16 protein-coding genes are annotated in these 15,643 nt (G+C 70.9%); 6 read left to right on the top strand and 10 right to left on the bottom strand.

The annotated features are described in order from the left end of the window. On the bottom strand, positions 1-738 hold the full coding sequence (locus tag ABD235_RS38980) for an SDR family NAD(P)-dependent oxidoreductase (RefSeq protein WP_344183599.1): 738 nt from the start codon (positions 736-738) through the stop codon (positions 1-3). A 245-nt stretch (positions 739-983) separates the two neighbouring features. Here ABD235_RS38980 and ABD235_RS38975 point away from each other — a divergent pair, with 245 nt between their 5' ends. Further along, positions 984-1,556 (top strand): TetR/AcrR family transcriptional regulator, encoded by a 573-nt coding sequence (locus ABD235_RS38975; RefSeq protein ID WP_344183597.1) that lies wholly within the window; start codon positions 984-986, stop codon positions 1,554-1,556. Here ABD235_RS38975 and ABD235_RS38970 read toward each other — a convergent pair. Beyond that, a complete protein-coding gene (locus ABD235_RS38970; RefSeq protein ID WP_344183595.1) occupies positions 1,553-2,422 on the bottom strand; it encodes an NmrA/HSCARG family protein in 870 nt (289 codons plus the stop codon). The genes ABD235_RS38975 and ABD235_RS38970 overlap by 4 nt on opposite strands. Before the next feature lie 73 nt (positions 2,423-2,495). Between ABD235_RS38970 and ABD235_RS38965 the strand changes: the two genes are divergently transcribed. Further along, a complete protein-coding gene (locus ABD235_RS38965) occupies positions 2,496-3,824 on the top strand; it encodes an FAD-binding oxidoreductase (RefSeq protein ID WP_344183593.1) in 1,329 nt (442 codons plus the stop codon). Between the two features lie 147 nt (positions 3,825-3,971). On the opposite strand, the gene ABD235_RS38960 is transcribed toward ABD235_RS38965, so the two are convergent. The 4 genes from ABD235_RS38960 to ABD235_RS38945 are packed head-to-tail and all read right to left on the bottom strand — an operon-like array spanning position 3,972 to position 7,699. Next, positions 3,972-5,105, bottom strand: a complete 1,134-nt coding sequence (locus tag ABD235_RS38960; RefSeq protein WP_344183591.1) for a D-alanine--D-alanine ligase family protein — start codon at positions 5,103-5,105, stop codon at positions 3,972-3,974. Between the two features lie 58 nt (positions 5,106-5,163). Then, positions 5,164-6,306 (bottom strand): NAD(P)/FAD-dependent oxidoreductase, encoded by a 1,143-nt coding sequence (locus ABD235_RS38955; RefSeq protein ID WP_344183589.1) that lies wholly within the window; start codon positions 6,304-6,306, stop codon positions 5,164-5,166. Further along, on the bottom strand, positions 6,306-6,497 hold the full coding sequence (locus ABD235_RS38950; RefSeq protein WP_344183587.1) for a ferredoxin: 192 nt from the start codon (positions 6,495-6,497) through the stop codon (positions 6,306-6,308). The genes ABD235_RS38955 and ABD235_RS38950 overlap by 1 nt, the downstream gene beginning before the upstream one ends. Next, a complete protein-coding gene (locus tag ABD235_RS38945) occupies positions 6,497-7,699 on the bottom strand; it encodes a cytochrome P450 (protein WP_344183585.1) in 1,203 nt (400 codons plus the stop codon). The genes ABD235_RS38950 and ABD235_RS38945 overlap by 1 nt, the downstream gene beginning before the upstream one ends. A gap of 74 nt (positions 7,700-7,773) precedes the next feature. Between ABD235_RS38945 and ABD235_RS38940 the strand changes: the two genes are divergently transcribed. After that, on the top strand, positions 7,774-8,370 hold the full coding sequence (locus ABD235_RS38940; protein WP_344183583.1) for a TetR/AcrR family transcriptional regulator: 597 nt from the start codon (positions 7,774-7,776) through the stop codon (positions 8,368-8,370). A 19-nt stretch (positions 8,371-8,389) separates the two neighbouring features. Then, on the top strand, positions 8,390-9,496 hold the full coding sequence (locus ABD235_RS38935) for a trans-sulfuration enzyme family protein (RefSeq protein ID WP_344183581.1): 1,107 nt from the start codon (positions 8,390-8,392) through the stop codon (positions 9,494-9,496). A 37-nt stretch (positions 9,497-9,533) separates the two neighbouring features. Here the strand turns inward: ABD235_RS38935 and ABD235_RS38930 are convergent, their stop codons facing one another. Both ABD235_RS38930 and ABD235_RS38925 read right to left on the bottom strand, forming a co-directional pair. Continuing rightward, positions 9,534-10,691, bottom strand: coding sequence for an MFS transporter (locus ABD235_RS38930; protein WP_344183579.1), 1,158 nt, complete (start codon positions 10,689-10,691; stop codon positions 9,534-9,536). Next, entirely contained in the window at positions 10,688-11,464 is a 777-nt protein-coding gene (locus ABD235_RS38925; protein WP_344183577.1) for a DeoR/GlpR family DNA-binding transcription regulator, read from the bottom strand. Before ABD235_RS38925 ends, ABD235_RS38930 begins: the two co-directional genes overlap by 4 nt. Before the next feature lie 66 nt (positions 11,465-11,530). Here ABD235_RS38925 and ABD235_RS38920 point away from each other — a divergent pair, with 66 nt between their 5' ends. Then, positions 11,531-12,697: an MFS transporter gene (locus ABD235_RS38920; RefSeq protein ID WP_344183575.1), complete on the top strand. Its 1,167-nt coding sequence runs from the start codon at positions 11,531-11,533 to the stop codon at positions 12,695-12,697. A gap of 1 nt (position 12,698) precedes the next feature. Here the strand turns inward: ABD235_RS38920 and ABD235_RS38915 are convergent, their stop codons facing one another. Continuing rightward, positions 12,699-13,370 (bottom strand): FadR/GntR family transcriptional regulator, encoded by a 672-nt coding sequence (locus ABD235_RS38915; protein ID WP_344183573.1) that lies wholly within the window; start codon positions 13,368-13,370, stop codon positions 12,699-12,701. 43 nt (positions 13,371-13,413) lie between these two features. Here ABD235_RS38915 and ABD235_RS38910 point away from each other — a divergent pair, with 43 nt between their 5' ends. Next, complete coding sequence (locus tag ABD235_RS38910; RefSeq protein ID WP_344183571.1) at positions 13,414-14,592, top strand: MFS transporter; 1,179 nt, start codon at positions 13,414-13,416, stop codon at positions 14,590-14,592. Between the two features lie 18 nt (positions 14,593-14,610). Here ABD235_RS38910 and ABD235_RS38905 read toward each other — a convergent pair whose 3' ends face one another. Next, positions 14,611-15,618 carry a sugar phosphate isomerase/epimerase family protein gene (locus ABD235_RS38905; protein WP_344183569.1) on the bottom strand — a complete coding sequence of 336 codons (1,008 nt, stop codon included), beginning with the start codon at positions 15,616-15,618 and terminating at the stop codon, positions 14,611-14,613. Positions 15,619-15,643: the final 25 nt, after the last annotated feature.

Genomic DNA, 15,643 nt, shown 5'->3' with positions numbered 1-15,643 from the left:
TCACTGCTCGAACAGCATCGCCGTCGTACCGGCGTCCACGAAGAGCTCGACGCCGGTGATGGCCCGGGCCTCCGGCGAGAGCAGGAAGGCGACGGCGTTGCCGATGTCGATCGCCTCGACCGCGGTGGGCAGCATCTGCTTGCTGGCGACGAAGTCGGCGAGCAGGTGTTCGTTGCCCCGGGCCTCGACCGCGCCGGGGTGGACGATGTTGCAGCGGAGGTTCTGCCGGCCGTAGTCACGCGCGATGCCCCGGGTCAGCGCGGCCAGCGCGGCCTTCGTCGCGGCGTACAAGGTGAAGGTCCCGGCGGCGCCCGCGGCGTGCACCGAGCCGATGTTGACGATGCCGCCACCGCCGTTCTCGAGCATGACCGGCACCACCTCCCGGATGCACGTCCACGCGCCGCGGTAGTTGATCGCGTGCAGCTGGTCGAACTCCTCCGGCGTCGCCTCCGCACCCCGCTTACGCAGCCCGACTCCCGCACTGTTGACCCAGGCATCGACTTGCCCGTACGCCGTAACCGTCGCCGCCACGACCTCGCGCACCGAGTCGGCGTCGGTGACGTCCAAGCGCATCGCCACCGCGGTCGCTCCGGCCGCCCGCAGTTCCTCGACCACGAGCTCCGCCGCCTCGAGGTCCTGGTCCGCCACCACCACGGTCCGCCCCTGGCCGGCCAGCGCCCGGCAGATCCCACTCCCGATCCGCACCCCGCCGCCGCCCGTCACGACACACACCCGCATCCCCGTGCACCCACCTTCGTCGTCGATCGTCCCCCGATTCCATCAGACGCGTCGCCGGGGAGGCGATAGGCACCGCCCTTCGCCCGCATCGATCGGCGGCCTTCACCCCCATCACGCGCTTGCGCGGTCCCGCGGCCACACCCCGGCACTCCCGCCCCCGCACCCGCACCCGCACCCGCGCGCCTTTGCGCACCTTCGCGCCGCCCCCTCGCTCCAAACACCGGCTCGCGTAGGATCTGTTGACCGTGACCTCACCGCGACCGCGCAAGCTGCGCAAGGACGCGGCCGAGAACGCCGAGCGGCTGATCGCCGCGGCGGTCCGGGCCGGGCTCGCCGAGGGCAAGTTCGTCCCGATGGAGCAGATCGCGGCCGAGGCCGGCGTCGGCGTCGGGACGCTCTACCGCCGCTACCCCAACCGCGAAGCCCTGCTGGAAGCGATGGCGGTCCGGGCGTACCGCCTGATCCTGGCCGAGGCGGAGAACGCCCTGGAGACCGGCGAGACCGGCCACGACGCGATCAGCCGCTTCCTGCACCAAACCTTCGGCCGCCGCGACGAACTCGTGCTCCCGCTGCACGGAGCACCGATGACCAAGGACACGGAGTCCGCCGAACTGCGGGCACGGATGCGGCAGACCATGTCCGCGATCGTCGAGCGCGGCCATCGCGACGGCTCGGTGCGCACGGACGTGACCGCGGGCACCGTCGTGCGCTTCGGCGCGATGCTCGCGCAGCCGATGTCGAACGTTCCGGACTGGCCGGAAGCGGCCGCGGAGCAGCGCGCGGTGTTCCTCCGCGGCATCACACCCGACACGCCCTAGGCGGAGGCGCCCGCCCGTACGCCGGAGAGCTCGGACAGCCACGCCGCGAGGTCGTGCACGTCCGGAACAAGCCGACGCGTCAGCCCGAAGTCCGCCCGGTACGCCGGAAGCGTCCCGAACCACCGGAACATCGCCCGCAGATCCTCGTCGTCGCCGAGCACGTCGAGCGGCACCGCGTCGTACCGCACCGCCCTGCCGAGCACCGCCGCCGCCCGCTCGGCCACCTGCGTCATCGTGAGCTCGTCGCCGCCGAGCTCGACCGCGTCACCATCGATCGCGTGCGGGTCGATCAGCATCCGCGCAGCCGCGGCTCCGATGTCCCGTACGGCGACCATCTGCACGGGAACGTCACCGGCGATCGGCAGCCGCAGCACCAGCTCGCCACTTCCGTCGCCGGCGAACTGCGGCGCCAGGTTCTCCATGAAGAACGTCGGCCGGACGAACTTCGCCGGTACGACGTCGCGCAGCCGCTGCTCGACCTGGTACTTGCTCTCGAAGTGCGGGATGCCCGTCGCACGCTCGGCGCCGCCGACGGACGAGTAGACGACGGACGGGACGCCGGCCCGCGCGGCGGCCTCCGCGACGGCCAGGCCGCGGCGTACCTCGCCCTCGGGTCCGTCTGATCCGGCGAAGGTGGTCATGAAGAACAGCGACCCGATGTCGGTGAGTCCGCGCTGCAGCGAGGCGGTGTCCTCCTGGTCCGCGGCGACGACCTCGACGCCGCGGTCGACGAGCGCTCGCGCGGGGGCCGAGTCCGGGTCACGAACGAGCGCGCGGACGGCCTGCCGCTGCTCGAGCAAGGCGTCGATGACGCCGCTGCCCTGCTGTCCGGTGGCGCCGATGACGGCGATGGGGTGCTGAGTCATGAGATGTCCAATCGGAGAAGGTGTACCAGCATAAGCGGAAGAAATCGTCCGCTTATTCCCGTACGCTGGTCGCATGCTTCTCGATCCGTCCGCCGCCGGTTACGCCGCCGCGACCCAGCCCCACAACTCGTCCGTCGAGCAGCGGCCCGCCCGGGTCGCCGTCATCTCCGGCCCTGAGGACCTCGCCCCCGCCCTCGAAGCGGTCGATGCCCTCGCGCGCTCCTCGGGCGCAGCGCTGGAGGTCGTTCCGCAGGCGACCGGTCACGGCGCCGGCGCTCCGGTCGGCGAGGGAGCGGTCGTCTTCGACACGTCGAACCTCACCCACATCTCCATCGACGCGGAGGCCCGGGTCGCGACGGTCGGGGCCGGTACGACGTGGGCCGCGGTGAACGCCGCCGCGGAACCGCACGGCCTGCTCGGGCTCGCCGGTTCGGCGCCGAGCGTGTCCGTGTCCGGGTACACCTTCGGCGGCGGCATCGGCTGGCTCGTCCGGCGGCACGGGCTCGCGAGCGCGGCCTTGCGCACCGTGCACTACGTCGACGGCGCCGGGCGCCATCGGGTCGCCGCGGACGACGCCGTCGAAGAGCTCGATCGCGCGGCGATCTGGGCGGCCCGCGGAGCCGGCGGGGTCGGGATCGCGCACACGCTGGAGTTCGACCTCGTATCGGTTCCCGATCTGCACGCCGGCGCGCTGCTGTGGCACGCCGAGGCGCTACCGGCTCTGATGGCTGCCTGGTCGCGCGAGATCGGGAGTCTTGGCAGCAGCGTCTCCTCGAGCATCGGCGTACTGCATGTTCCGCCGCTGCCGTTGTTCCCGGAGGAGCTGCAGGGCAAGGTCGCGGTGCATCTGGCGATCGCCGATCCCGATGGTTCGGTCGCGGCCGCGCCATTGCTCGACGCGATGCGGGCGGTTGCGACGCCCGTGTCCGACACGTGGGGTCCGACCGATGCGGCCGGACTCGCGCGGATTCATCTCGACCCGCCCACCGCGACGCCGGCGATCGGTGACGCGCGCTGGCTGGACGCGTCGACGCCGGAGCTGGCCGCGGCGCTGCTCGCCACTGCGGCAGGCGACGACAGCCCGATCGTGATGATGGAGATCCGGCACGTCGCCGGAGCGCCGACCGGCCGGGCCGGAGCCGTCGTGACGCCGCCGGGCGACTTCATCTACCACGCCGTCGCACCGCTCGGCCGGTCGTCGCGCGAGGAGATCGACGCAGGGTTCGCGCGGGCACGGAAGGTCTGGTCCTCCGCCGACGCCGGTACGGCGCCAGGCTCGTGGATCGAGGGGGCCGCGACAGTGCCCGAAGCCCTGCCGGTGGAGATCCGGGACCGCGCCCGGACGATCGCCGACACCGTCGATCCCCAACGCCGCATCCGCCGCTCCCGCCTGCTCGGCTGAGCGCCGGACTGCAGGCCGAGCCGCCGTCACGCGTCACGCGTCCCCGCCTGCTCGGCTGAGCGCGGAACCCCTCACCCGTCCGCGGCGCTCAAACCCACGAGCGCGCAGCCCGTCCGCGCCGCCCCAAGGCAGCGCGGACAGCAAAGCTCAGCGCAGTCCGGTAGGCCGCGTCTGGGCCAGCGTCAGCAGGCGATCGACCAGCGCCGGGTAGTCCAGCCCCGACGCCGCCCACAGCCGCGGGAACATGCTGGTCGGCGTGAACCCGGGCATCGTGTTGATCTCGTTGATGATCACGCGACCATCCGCGTCGAGGAAGAAGTCGACCCGCGCCAGCCCCTCGGCCTCGATCGCGTCGAACGCGGTCAGTGCCTTCGCGCGGATCTCGGCGACGACCTCGTCCGGGAGCTCGGCCGGCACCGACAGCGCCGTGTACTCCTCACCCTCGGGCAGGTACTTGGTCTCGAAGTCGTAGAAGTCGTGCCCACCACCGGAGATCGCGATCTCACCGCAGACACTCGCCTCGGGCAGCCCACCGTTCAGCCCGCCCAGGACGCCGACCTCGATCTCGCGCGGGTTCTTCACCGACGCCTCGACGATCACCTTCGGGTCGTGCGCGCGCGCCTCGGCGATGGCCGCGTCCAGCTCGTCGACGGACGACACCTTGCTGATCCCCAGGCTCGACCCACCGCGGGCCGGCTTCACGAAAACGGGGAACCCGAGCTCGACCACGGCGGCCCGGCAGGCGTCGGGGTCACGCAGCCAGTCCCGGTCGCGGATCACGACGTACGGGCCGACCTCGAGCCCGGCCGCCGCGAAGACGACCTTCATGTAGTGCTTGTCCATCCCGACCGCGCTGGACAGCACGCCGGACCCGACGTACCGGATGTCCGACATCTCCAACAGGCCCTGCAGCGTGCCGTCCTCACCCCACGGCCCGTGCAGCAGCGGGAAGACCACGTCGACCTCGCCGAGCGTGCTCGGCACCTGGTCCGGCTCGGAGACGACCAGCTCGCGGTCGGCGCCGAACAGCACCGGCGCCGCCGTCACGTCGACCTCGGGCAGCTTGCCGTCGGTGATCGACAGCCGGTCCGGGTCGCCGCTCTCCAGCACCCAGTGTCCCGACGTCGTGATCCCGACCGGGACCACGTCGTACTTGTCCCGGTCGATCGCCTGCAGCACGTTGGCCGCGGTGACGCAGGAAATGGCGTGCTCGCTCGACCGGCCACCGAAAACGACGGCGACACGGGGCTTGCTTTTTTCGTCCCTCGAGAACTCACTCACCGGCTCGACGATAGCGTCACCGGCGACCGATCCTGACCGGGGTTTGGTAAAGATCCCTTCAGATTGCTGTCAGTAGCGCCCGTTCGGACCGCAGTTCCCGCGGCATGTTCCAGCCCAGTACGGCGCTCACGCGGCCGCCGGACACGTAGTGCGCGAGGAACTTCCGCGCGCTCGGATCACCCTGTACGACGACCAGCCGCGCGTCCGGCGGCACGACGCCGTAGACCTGGATCCGGGCGTCATACTGGTCGGTCCAGAAGTACGGCACCGGATCGAACGCGATCTCCTGCCCGGCGATCCGGCGCGCCGCGCAGACGGCCTGCTCCGTCGCGTTGAACCGGTGCTCGAGCCGCAGCGACACCCCGAACCGCGCGCTGGTCCAGCGCGCCACGTCCCCGGCCGCGTGCACTCCGGCGGGCGCCTCCTCGCACAGCACACCGTCCCGGCAGGGCAGCCCGGAGGCCTCCAACCAGTCGGTCGCCGGACGCGAGCCCACGGCAACCAGTACGGCGTCCGCCTTCACCACCGACCCGTCAGCCAGCTCGACGCCTTCCACCGCCGACTCGCCGAGCAGCCGGGTCACACCGGACCCACCAAGCACCCGTACGCCGTGCGCGGCGTGCAGCTCGGCGACCATCCAGCCCAGCTCCGCCCCCAGCTGCACAGCCATCGGAGCGGGGGCCAGGTCGACCAGAGTCACCTCGCACCCGAGCTGGCGAGCCGCAGCAGTCGTCTCCGATCCCAGGAACCCGGCCCCGACGACCACTACCGCCGAGGCGTCGGCCAGCGACTTCCGCAGCGCCACTGCGTCGTCCAGCGTCCGCAGCACGTGGACACCGTCCAGGTGATGGCCCTCCCGAAGCCGCAAGGGCTGCACCCCGGTAGCCACGACCAGGTGGTCCCAGCCGACCTCCTCCCCGGTCGCCAGCTCGACGACTCGTCGCGAGAGGTCCAGCCCGGCAGCACGCGACCCGAGCCGCAGGTCGATGCCCTGCTCGGCGTACGTCGTACTTGGACCGAAGCTGGTTCGCTCGGCCGGCCAGCTGCCGAGCAGCACCTGCTTGGACAGCGGCGGTCGGTCGTACGGGAGATGCGGCTCGTCGCCGATCACCGTGATCGCGCCGGCGAAGCCCTCCCGGCGCAGCGTCTGTGCGGTCGTGGAGCCCGCGGCCGAGGCTCCGACGACAACTACGCGCTCCATTACTCGCTCAATACGATGGCCCGGGCCGGACAGAGCAGCGCGGCCTCGCGGGTCGCGGCGTACTCGTCCGCCAACGGCTCACGCAGCAGTACGGCGACGCCGTCCTCGTCGCGCTGGTCGAACACCTCCGGCGCGGCCAGCACGCACTGCCCGGCCGCGACACAGCCCTCCTGGTCGATCTCGACGTTCATCAGTTGCCCTCCCAGGTGACCGGCAGCTCGGCCAGGCCGTAGACCAGCGCGTCGTGCTTGAAGCGGATCTCCTCGAATGGCACCGCCAGCCGCAGCGTCGGGATCCGCGTGAACAGCCGGGTGTAGACCTCGATCAGCTCGACCCGGGCCAGTTGTTGCCCGAGGCACTGATGCGGCCCGAACCCGAAGGCCAGGTGCGCGGACGCCTTGCGGGTCAGGTTGATCCGGTCCGGGTCGGGGAAGACCCTGGTGTCGCGGTTCCCGGCGGTGATCGCGGCGATCAGGTACTCGCCGGCCTTGATCGTCTCGTCGCCGATCGGGATGTCGTCGAGCACGTGCCGGAACAGGCCGAACTGCACGACGGTCAGGTAGCGCAGCATCTCCTCGACCGCGGCCGGAGCGATCTCCGGGTGCTCGCGCAGCTGCTCCAGCTGCTCCGGGTTGCGCAGCAGCGCCAGCGTGCTGAGTCCGATCATGTTGGCCGTCGTCTCGTGGCCGGCGATCAGCAGGGTGATGCCGATCGACACCAGCTCGGGCACGGTCAGCGGCGTGCCCTGGTCCTCGGCCCGGGTGATCAGCCGGCTCAGCAGGTCGTCGGCCGAGCGGTCCTCCTGCTTCGCCATGACGAGCTTCGCCATGTACTGCTGGAGTTCCTCGCTGGTCTGCAGTTGCTGCTGCTGGGTCCGCTTCACCGAGAGCAGCAGCGCCGACCAGTGCTGGAACTGGTCGCGGTCGTCGTACGGGACGCCGAGCAGCTCGCAGATGACCAGGGACGGGATCGGCAGCGCGAACTGCTCGACCAGGTCGACCGGACCACCGGCGGCGAGCATTCGGTCGAGGTGCTGCTCGACCAGGTCCACGATCCGCGGCCGCAGCGCCTGCACGCGCTTCACCGTGAACTCGGCCGTCAGGAGGCGGCGCAGGTGCGCGTGGCGCTCGCCGTCGTTCTGCAGGATCGAGCCGGAGTCGACCTCACGCTCCAGGTCCGCGTGCGGAGACATGTGGGCCGAGGGAGCCGAGCGGGAGCTCAGGTTCGGGTTGCTGAGCACCTCGCGGACGTCGTCGTACCGGCTGACGACCCAGGCGTCGACACCGAGTGGGGTGGACACCTTGGTGGGCTGGTCGTTGGCCAGCAGGTCGGCGTAGCCGGTGGCGGGGTCGAACGGGCACCCGGTCGGCCGGATGTGAGGAAAGGCAGTCATCGAACCTCCAGATTCTGACAGTGACTACCATATGACTGTAAGTACTGCTTTTCAAAAGGAAGTAAGTTGGGCCAATGGGGCTTCGTGAGCTGAAGCGGGAACGGACCCGCCGGCTGATCTCGGACAAGGCTTTCGAGCTGTTCACCGACCACGGCTTCGGCCGGACCACCGTCGAGCAGATCGCCGCGGCCGCGGAGGTCGGGCCGAGCACGCTCTACCGGTACTTCCCGACCAAGGAGACGCTGGTTCTCGAGTTCGTCGAGAACAGCTTGTTCGGCGCGCTCGACTGGTTCCGCGAGCAGCCCGTCGGCCTGGACGTGCCGGACGCGCTGGAGCAGGTCATCGCGCGGGTCCTGGACCAGATCGAGAGCAACCCCGAGCGGGTGCGCGCGGTCTACGAGCTGGCCGGCCAGACGCCGTCGCTGAGCGCCCACCTGACCGACGCGATCTGGCGCTGGCGCAAGGAGCTCACCGTCGAGCTGGTACGCCGAGAGGCCGGCGACGGCACCGCGCTGACCGCCAAGCTTGCCGCCGGCACCACGATGAACATCATCGAGATCGTGGTCGAGACCTGGGTCGACCACCCCGACGGCCCCACGGTCAAACAGCTCGCCGAGGAAACCCTCCACCTCTTCCGCGACAACGCCATCCCCCTCCCCAGGGCTCGTTGACAGTTGACACAATCCCCGCATGACCTCTGACCTGGATCCGTCGACCGTTGTCGTGCACGCCGGACGTCCCGAGCGGGTGCCGAACGCGCCGCTCGGCGAGTCGCCGGTCTTCAGCTCGACGTACATCGCCGGCGGCGACCGCGGCTACGGGCGGTTCGGCAACGACGCGTGGGACGCGCTCGAGCAGACCCTCGGCGAGCTCGAAGGCGGTCGCGGTCTGACCTTCGCCTCCGGCATGGCCGCCGCGGCGGCGGTGATGGATCTCGTACCGGTCGGCGGTCTGGTCGTCGCGCCGCAGCACGCCTACAGCGGCGTACTGGGTCTGCTGGACCAGCAGGCAGCGACCGGCCGACTCAACCTGCAGCGAGTCGACATCGCGAACACCGACGAGGTCTCGGCGGCCGTGGAGAGCGCCGACCTGTTGTGGATCGAGTCACCCACCAACCCCGCCATGGAGGTCGCCGACCTCCCCGCGCTCTGCGCGGCAGGCCGTGCCGCCGGCGCGCTGATCGTGGTCGACAACACCTTCGCCACTCCCCTGCTGCAGCGCCCGCTGACCTTCGGCGCCGACCTGGTGATGCACTCCGCGACCAAGTTCATCGCCGGCCACTCCGACGTCGTGCTCGGCGCGATCGTCACCGCGAACGACGACCTGTGGACGATTCTGGAGGGCAAGCGCCGCAACCTCGGCGCGATCCCCGGCCCGATGGAAGCCTGGCTCGGTCTGCGCGGTCTCCGCACCCTTGCCCTCCGCCTCGAGCGCGCCCAGTCGAACGCCGCGTTCCTCGCCGAGCGCCTGCTCGAGCACCCGCGCGTGAGCCGCGTCCGCTACCCCGGTCTGGCCGACGACCCGGGCCACGAGCGCGCCAAGGCCCAGATGTCCGGCTTCGGCGCGATCCTCGCGATCGAGCTCGGCGGCGACGCCGACGGCGCCCAGCGGGTCTGCGAGTCCACCAAACTCTGGGTCCACGCGACGAGCCTCGGCGGCGTCGAGTCCATGCTCGAACGCCGCCGCCGCTGGCCCGCCGAGGTTCCCACGATCCCGGCCGACCTGATCCGCCTGTCGGTCGGCATCGAGCACCCCGACGACCTCTGGGCCGACCTCGACCAGGCCCTCAAGGCTTAGCGCGTACGACGACCGCCGAGCCCGTACGACGGACCGCCTAGGCCTTCGGCTTCCGCAGGACCGGCGCCCCGATCACCGTCACGATGCACAGAATCACCGGCAGGACGAACGCCACGTTCAGCGGCATCCAGTGCGCCAGCCCACCGATCAGCGCCGGTCCGGCCAGCAGCCCGACGTACCCGAGCCCCACGACCCGGGCCATCAACGCCCCCGAGGCTCGCGGGTCCAAGTTCCCCGCCGCCGTGAACAGCTGCGGCACGCCCCCGGCCAGCCCGAGCCCGAACAACGCCCACCCGACCAAGCCGACCGCCACCCACGGGCTGAGGATCACGATCGTCAGTCCGACCGCGGCCAGCGCAGCGCCGTACCGGACGATCGCCATCGCCCCGATCACCGCGGCGACCCGATCGGTCGCGAAGCGCCCGACTGTCATCGCCACCGCGAACGCGCCGTACGCGTAGGCCGCCGTACTGGTTGAAGTCCCCAGCACGTCCCGGAACTGCAGCGCCGCCCAGTCGTTCGCCACCCCCTCGGCCAGCATCAACCCGAAGGCCAACCCACCAAGGGCCCACACCAGCTTCGCCGACGGCTTGGCCGACGGCTGCTCCTCGTGCTCCTCCGGTACGTCGGACTCGATCAGGAACCGGCTCGTCACCAGCGACACCACGACGAGCAGGACGCCGCACGCGCCCAGCGTCACCTCGGTCGGTACGTCGGCCCGCAACGTCATCGCGCCGATCAGCGCCGCGATCGCCCCGCCGATCGACCACATCGCGTGGAACGCCGCCATGATCGGCCGCGGATAGGCCCGCTCGACCACCACCGCGTGCGCGTTCATCCCGACGTCGAGCGACCCGTTGGCGAACCCGAGCACGATCAACGTCAGCCCGAGCGCCCACCACGAGTGCGTCAGCCCCGGCCCGAACAGCGACAGCCCGAGCAGCACGCCCGATGCGGGCACCAGCCGCCGCTGCCCCACGCGGTCGGCCAGCGGACCGGCCACCTGCATGCCGAGGAACGCGGCACCGCCGAGGACGAGCAGCAGGAGCCCGAGCGTGCTGTGGGTGATCCCCGTGGCGTGCTCGATGTTCGGGATGTGCACGACCCACAGGCCGATGGCGAAGCCGTTGATGCCGAAGTACACCCAGGTCGCGATCCGGGCCGCCCGCGGTGGGGCGGCGACGAGCGTGCTCAAGAGTTCTGGTCCTCTCCGGCCACCTGGACGAGGACGCCGCGCTCTGCCAGCGCGGCGCGCTCGTCCATCGGGGCCGACGGGTCGGTGATGATCAGGTCGGGTCGATCAGCCGGGCAGATGTAGGCCAAGGCGGCCCGGTCCCACTTCGCGCCGTCGACCAGCGCGATCGAGCGCGTCGCGACGGCGAGCGCCTGCAGCTTCACCTCGGCATCGCCCAGGTCGAACGCGGTCAGTCCGCTCTCCAGGCTGAAAGCACACGGACTCAGTACGGCGACGTCGAAGCGCAGCGCGCGCAGCGACGCGAGCGTCAACGGCCCGACCAGCGCCTGCTCGCCCTTGCGCGGCTCGCCGCCGGGAAGCAGCAACCGGATGCCCGGGTTGTCGACGAGCTCCTGGGCGATCTGCAACGACAGCGGCATCACGGTCATCGTCCGGCCGCGCAGCAGCCGCGCGACCTCGAGCGCCGTCGTACCGCTGTCGAGCACGATCGAGTCGCCGTCGCGCAGCTGTTCCACGGCCGCCGCGGCGATCGCCCGCTTGGCCTCGACCGCGGCCGTCGAGCGCGCGGCGAACGGCGGCTCGACACCGGCCGGCATCGCGGAGACCGCGCCGCCGTGGACGCGCTTGAGCACGCCCCGCGCGGCCAGGTAGTCGAGATCGCGGCGGACGGTCATGTCGGAGGCGCCGGTCAGTTCGACCAGTTCGGCGACCGCGATCCGGGACGCGCCCTGCAGGCGTTCTACGATGACACGCTGACGTTCGGCACTCTTCACGGCACCGAATCTAACATTTCTGCCTGTGCGTTCAAACATTCCGCCTGTTGATATGGACTCCCCTTGATGATCGACGAGGTTCGGCGCGCCCGCGTCGCGGTGGCTGTCGTGTTCTGCGTGCACGGCGCGGTGACCGGGTCGTTCGCGACCCGCGTGCCCTGGATCCAGGACCACGCCGGGGTGAGTCCGGGCCAGCTCGGCCTGGCACTCGCGTTCCCCGCCCTCGGCGCCGCGATCGCGATGCCGCTGGCCGCCCGCGTCAGTCATCGCTTCGGATCCCGTACGGCGCAGCGCGGACTGCTCGCCCTCTGGACGCTCGCGCTGATCCTGCCGTCGCTGGCTCCGAACCTCATCGCCCTGTGCGGCGCCCTGTTCGTGTACGGCGCGACCGCGGGCATGGCCGACGTCGTGATGAACGCGATCGGCGTCGAGGTCGAGCACCGGATGGCGAAGTCGATCATGTCCGGGCTGCACGGGATGTGGAGCGTCGGCGCGCTGATCGGTTCGGGCATCGGCACGGTCGCCGCGCACCTGGACATCAACGCACAGCTGCACCACCTCGTGATGGCAGCCGTTCTGACCGTGCTCGGCGCGATCGCCTGCCAGTTCGTGCTCAACCTCCACCCGACCGAGGACGAGGAAGCGCCGCCGCACTTCGCGCTGCCGCCGAAGTCCGCGCTGCTGATCGGCGCGGTCGGGTTCTGCGCGGTCTTCGCCGAGGGCGCGAGCCTGGACTGGTCGGCGGTGTACCTGGAGGACGTGCTCACCACCTCGGCCGGCGTCGCCGCCGGCGCGACGACGGGCTTCGCGCTGACGATGGCCGTCGCGCGGCTCTTCGGCGACGCGGTGGTCGACCGGTTCGGCGCCGTCCGGACCGTCCGCGTCAGCGGGGCGATCGCGACGCTCGGCGGCGTTCTCGTCGTACTGGCTCCGCATCCGGCCGTCGCCATGGCCGGCTTCGGCCTGCTCGGTCTCGGCATCGCGGTGGTGGTCCCGTTGGCCTTCGCCGCGGCCGGCAAGGCCGGGCCGAATCCCAGCCAGGCCATCGCGGGCGTCGCGACCGTCACCTACGCGTCCGGCCTGGTCGCGCCGTCGATCATCGGCGGCATCGCGCAGGCCAGCAGCCTGACCCTGTCGTTCATCGTCGTCACCGTCCTCGCCACCGGACTGGCGCTCTTCGCCCCGGTCCTGGCACCCCGTCGCTCGAGCCGCACAGCCGCCGATCCCGCGTGAATCACTGGCTCTGCTTGACCGTTTCGATCAGCGCGTACGACGCCCGCGCCGCGGCGTCCGGATCCCCGGCGCAGATCGCCTCGTAGACGTCCAGGTGTGCCGCGCGCAGCTGCGGATGCTCGGGGAAGCTCGCGGTCTGCTCGATCGACTCGGCCAGCAGACCGGCCATCGCGTCGTACAGGCGGAGCAGGATCGGGTTGCCGGAGGCCTCGACCACACCCCGGTGAAACGCGCTGTCGGCGATCACAAAGGCCGCGAGGTCGCTTGCGTCATGCGCGGCATCGCGCGCCTCGATGGCAGCGATCAGCGTCTTGATCCCCTCAGAGCTCAGCCGCTGCGCGGCCAGCCGTGCAGCGGCCGCCTCGATCCCCGCGCGGGCATCGAACACCTGGTCGAGCGACGAGAGCTCATCCCGCAGCAGCACCCCGCTGATCTCGTCGGTCGCCCGCACGTACGTGCCGTCACCCACCCGCGGCTCCAGCAACCCGGTCAGACTCAGCGACCGCAATGCCTCGCGCACGGTCCCCCGACTAACCCCCAGCTCCGCCGCGAGCTGGTTCTCCCCGGGGATCCGCGTGTCCCGCGGCCACTCCCCCGATTCGATCAACGCGCGAAACTGATCGGCGACCTGCTGAACCAACGGCACCTGCCGCACCGGCCCGTTCAATGACATAGTGTGTAAATGTAGGACATCTACCGCGAGGAGGGAAGCACCAGTGGCACTGTCAGCCCCACCGGCCGCTCGGCAGTACTCGCCACTGGTCACCGCGACCGCCTTCGTGGTCGCCCTGAGCCTTCGACCAGCGCTCACCGCGGTCGGCCCTGTGTTGCCGCGCATCGGCGTCGACCTGCACCTCGGCGAGGGCATGCTCGGCCTGCTCGGCACGCTCCCGCTGCTGGCGTTCGCCTTCGCGTCACCGCTCGTGCATCTGCTGTCCCGCCGCTTCGGGATGGAACGCACGGTCTTCGTCTCGCTGCTCGTCCTCGCCGTCGGTACGGCGGCCCGGCCCTACACCGGCCTGGCCGGCCTGTGGATCGGCACGGTCGTGGTCGGAGCGGCGATCGCCGTCGGCAACGTGCTCGTGCCGGTGATCCTCAAGCGTGACTACGCCGCCAACGTGTCCCGCGCGACCGGCGTCTACACCGCGTTCATCACCGGCGGCGCCGCGGTCGCGTCGCTGGTCGCCGTACCGATCGCCAACGCGGCGGGCTGGCGGCTGGCGCTCGCGATCTGGGGCGGTCTGTCCGTCCTGGTCGCGCTGGCCTGGCTCCCGCGGACGATCTCACCGGCTCCGGTCCCGGCGGCGCCTGCCACCGAGGACGCGCCGCCGGTCAGCGTGTGGCGACAGCCGATGGCCTGGCTGGTCACGTTCTACATGGGCCTGCAGTCGACCAGCTTCTACCTGCTCGTCAACTGGCTGCCGACCATCGAGATCTCGACCGGCGTCTCCGAGCGGACCGCCGGAGTACACATCTTCCTGTTCCAGGTCTTCGGCCTGATCGGCGGCCTGAGCATTCCCTGGCTGATGAAGCACCCGACCAACCAGCGCCCGGGCACGATCACCGCGAGCCTGCCGATCCTGGTCGCGCTCCTCGGCCTCCTGCTGCTGCCCCAGCTCGCACTGCTCTGGGTGGTGCTTGCCGGACTCGGCCAAGGCGCCGCCCTGGTCGCCGCGCTCTCGCTGATCAGCATCCGCGGCCGCAGCCACCACGAGACGACCCAGCTGTCCGGTATGGCCCAGGCCGTCGGCTACCTGCTGGCCGCCGGCGGACCGGTCGCCGCCGGCCTGATCACCGAACACACCGGCACCTGGGACGCCGCGTTGATCGTGTTCGCGGCCTTGGCGGCGATCCAGCTCACGCTGGGGTTCGCCGCCGGCCGCGACTACCGCTGACTGCGTGGCTGCCGCTGGCTACTTGTCAGTGGCGAACGCTGCGTCGAACGCGGCTTCGGGCTTGTCGAAGGCCAGGTTGCGGATCACGTTGACGGCCTCCGCGGCGCCGACCTTGCGCTCCATGCCCGCGTCCTCCCACTCGACCGAGATCGGCCCGGCGTACCCGATCGAGTTGAGCACGCGGAAGCAGTCCTCCCAGTTCACGTCACCGTGACCGGTGGAGTAGAAGTCCCAGCCGCGCCGCGGGTCGCCCCACGGCAGGTGCGAGCCGAGCCGGCCGTTGCGCCCGCCGCCGACCCGCATCCGGGTGTCCTTGCAGTCGACGTGGTAGATCCGGTCCTTGAAGTCCCACAGGAACGCGACCGGGTCGATGTCCTGCCAGACCATGTGGCTCGGGTCCCAGTTCAGGCCGAACGCCTCGCGGTGGCCGATCGCCTCGAGCGCCAGCGTCGTGGTCCAGTAGTCGTACGCGATCTCCGACGGGTGCACCTCGTGCGCGAACCGGACGCCCTCGGCGTCGAACACGTCGAGGATCGGGTTCCACCGGTCGGCGAAGTCCTGGTAGCCGGCGTCGATCCGCTCGGCCGGGACCGGCGGGAACATCGCGACGTACTGCCAGATCGACGAGCCGGTGAAGCCGATCACCGTGTCGACGCCGAGCTTCGCGGCCGCCCGCGCGGTGTTCTTCAGGTCCTCGGCCGCGCGCTGCCGCACGCCCTCGGCGTCGCCGTCGCCCCAGACCCGGCCCGGGACGATCGCCTGGTGCCGGAAGTCGATCGGGTCGTCGCAGACCGCCTGGCCGACCAGGTGGTTCGAGATCGCCCAGACCTTGAGGTTGTACTTGTCCAGGATGTCCTTGCGGGTCTGGACGTAGTTCGGGTCGTCGATCGCCTGCTGGACGTCGAAGTGGTCACCGGAGCAGGCGATCTCGACGCCGTCGTAGCCCGCCGACGAGGCGAACTCGCAGACCTCTTCGAACGGCAGGTCGGCCCACTGGCCGGTGAACAGGGTGATCGGGCGTGGCATCCGCGGTGCTCCTCAAGCTGAGAGT

Source organism: Kribbella lupini (genome assembly GCF_039529595.1).
GTDB lineage: Bacteria > Actinomycetota > Actinomycetes > Propionibacteriales > Kribbellaceae > Kribbella > Kribbella lupini.
The sequence above is the reverse complement of the archived record's forward strand: the minus strand, read 5'-3'. Positions and strand labels throughout refer to the sequence as shown.

Excerpts from the sequence above, each read along its gene's own strand:
- ABD235_RS38905 (WP_344183569.1), bottom strand. The coding sequence starts at position 15,618 with ATGCCACGCCCGATCACCCTGTTCACCGGCCAGTGGGCCGACCTGCCG.
- ABD235_RS38965 (WP_344183593.1), top strand. The coding sequence starts at position 2,496 with ATGCTTCTCGATCCGTCCGCCGCCGGTTACGCCGCCGCGACCCAGCCC.
- ABD235_RS38950 (WP_344183587.1), bottom strand. The coding sequence starts at position 6,497 with ATGAACGTCGAGATCGACCAGGAGGGCTGTGTCGCGGCCGGGCAGTGC.
- ABD235_RS38980 (WP_344183599.1), bottom strand. The coding sequence starts at position 738 with ATGCGGGTGTGTGTCGTGACGGGCGGCGGCGGGGTGCGGATCGGGAGT.
- ABD235_RS38955 (WP_344183589.1), bottom strand. The coding sequence starts at position 6,306 with ATGGAGCGCGTAGTTGTCGTCGGAGCCTCGGCCGCGGGCTCCACGACC.
- ABD235_RS38945 (WP_344183585.1), bottom strand. The coding sequence starts at position 7,699 with ATGACTGCCTTTCCTCACATCCGGCCGACCGGGTGCCCGTTCGACCCC.
- ABD235_RS38940 (WP_344183583.1), top strand. The coding sequence starts at position 7,774 with ATGGGGCTTCGTGAGCTGAAGCGGGAACGGACCCGCCGGCTGATCTCG.
- ABD235_RS38920 (WP_344183575.1), top strand. The coding sequence starts at position 11,531 with ATGATCGACGAGGTTCGGCGCGCCCGCGTCGCGGTGGCTGTCGTGTTC.
- ABD235_RS38970 (WP_344183595.1), bottom strand. The coding sequence starts at position 2,422 with ATGACTCAGCACCCCATCGCCGTCATCGGCGCCACCGGACAGCAGGGC.
- ABD235_RS38935 (WP_344183581.1), top strand. The coding sequence starts at position 8,390 with ATGACCTCTGACCTGGATCCGTCGACCGTTGTCGTGCACGCCGGACGT.
- ABD235_RS38915 (WP_344183573.1), bottom strand. The coding sequence starts at position 13,370 with ATGTCATTGAACGGGCCGGTGCGGCAGGTGCCGTTGGTTCAGCAGGTC.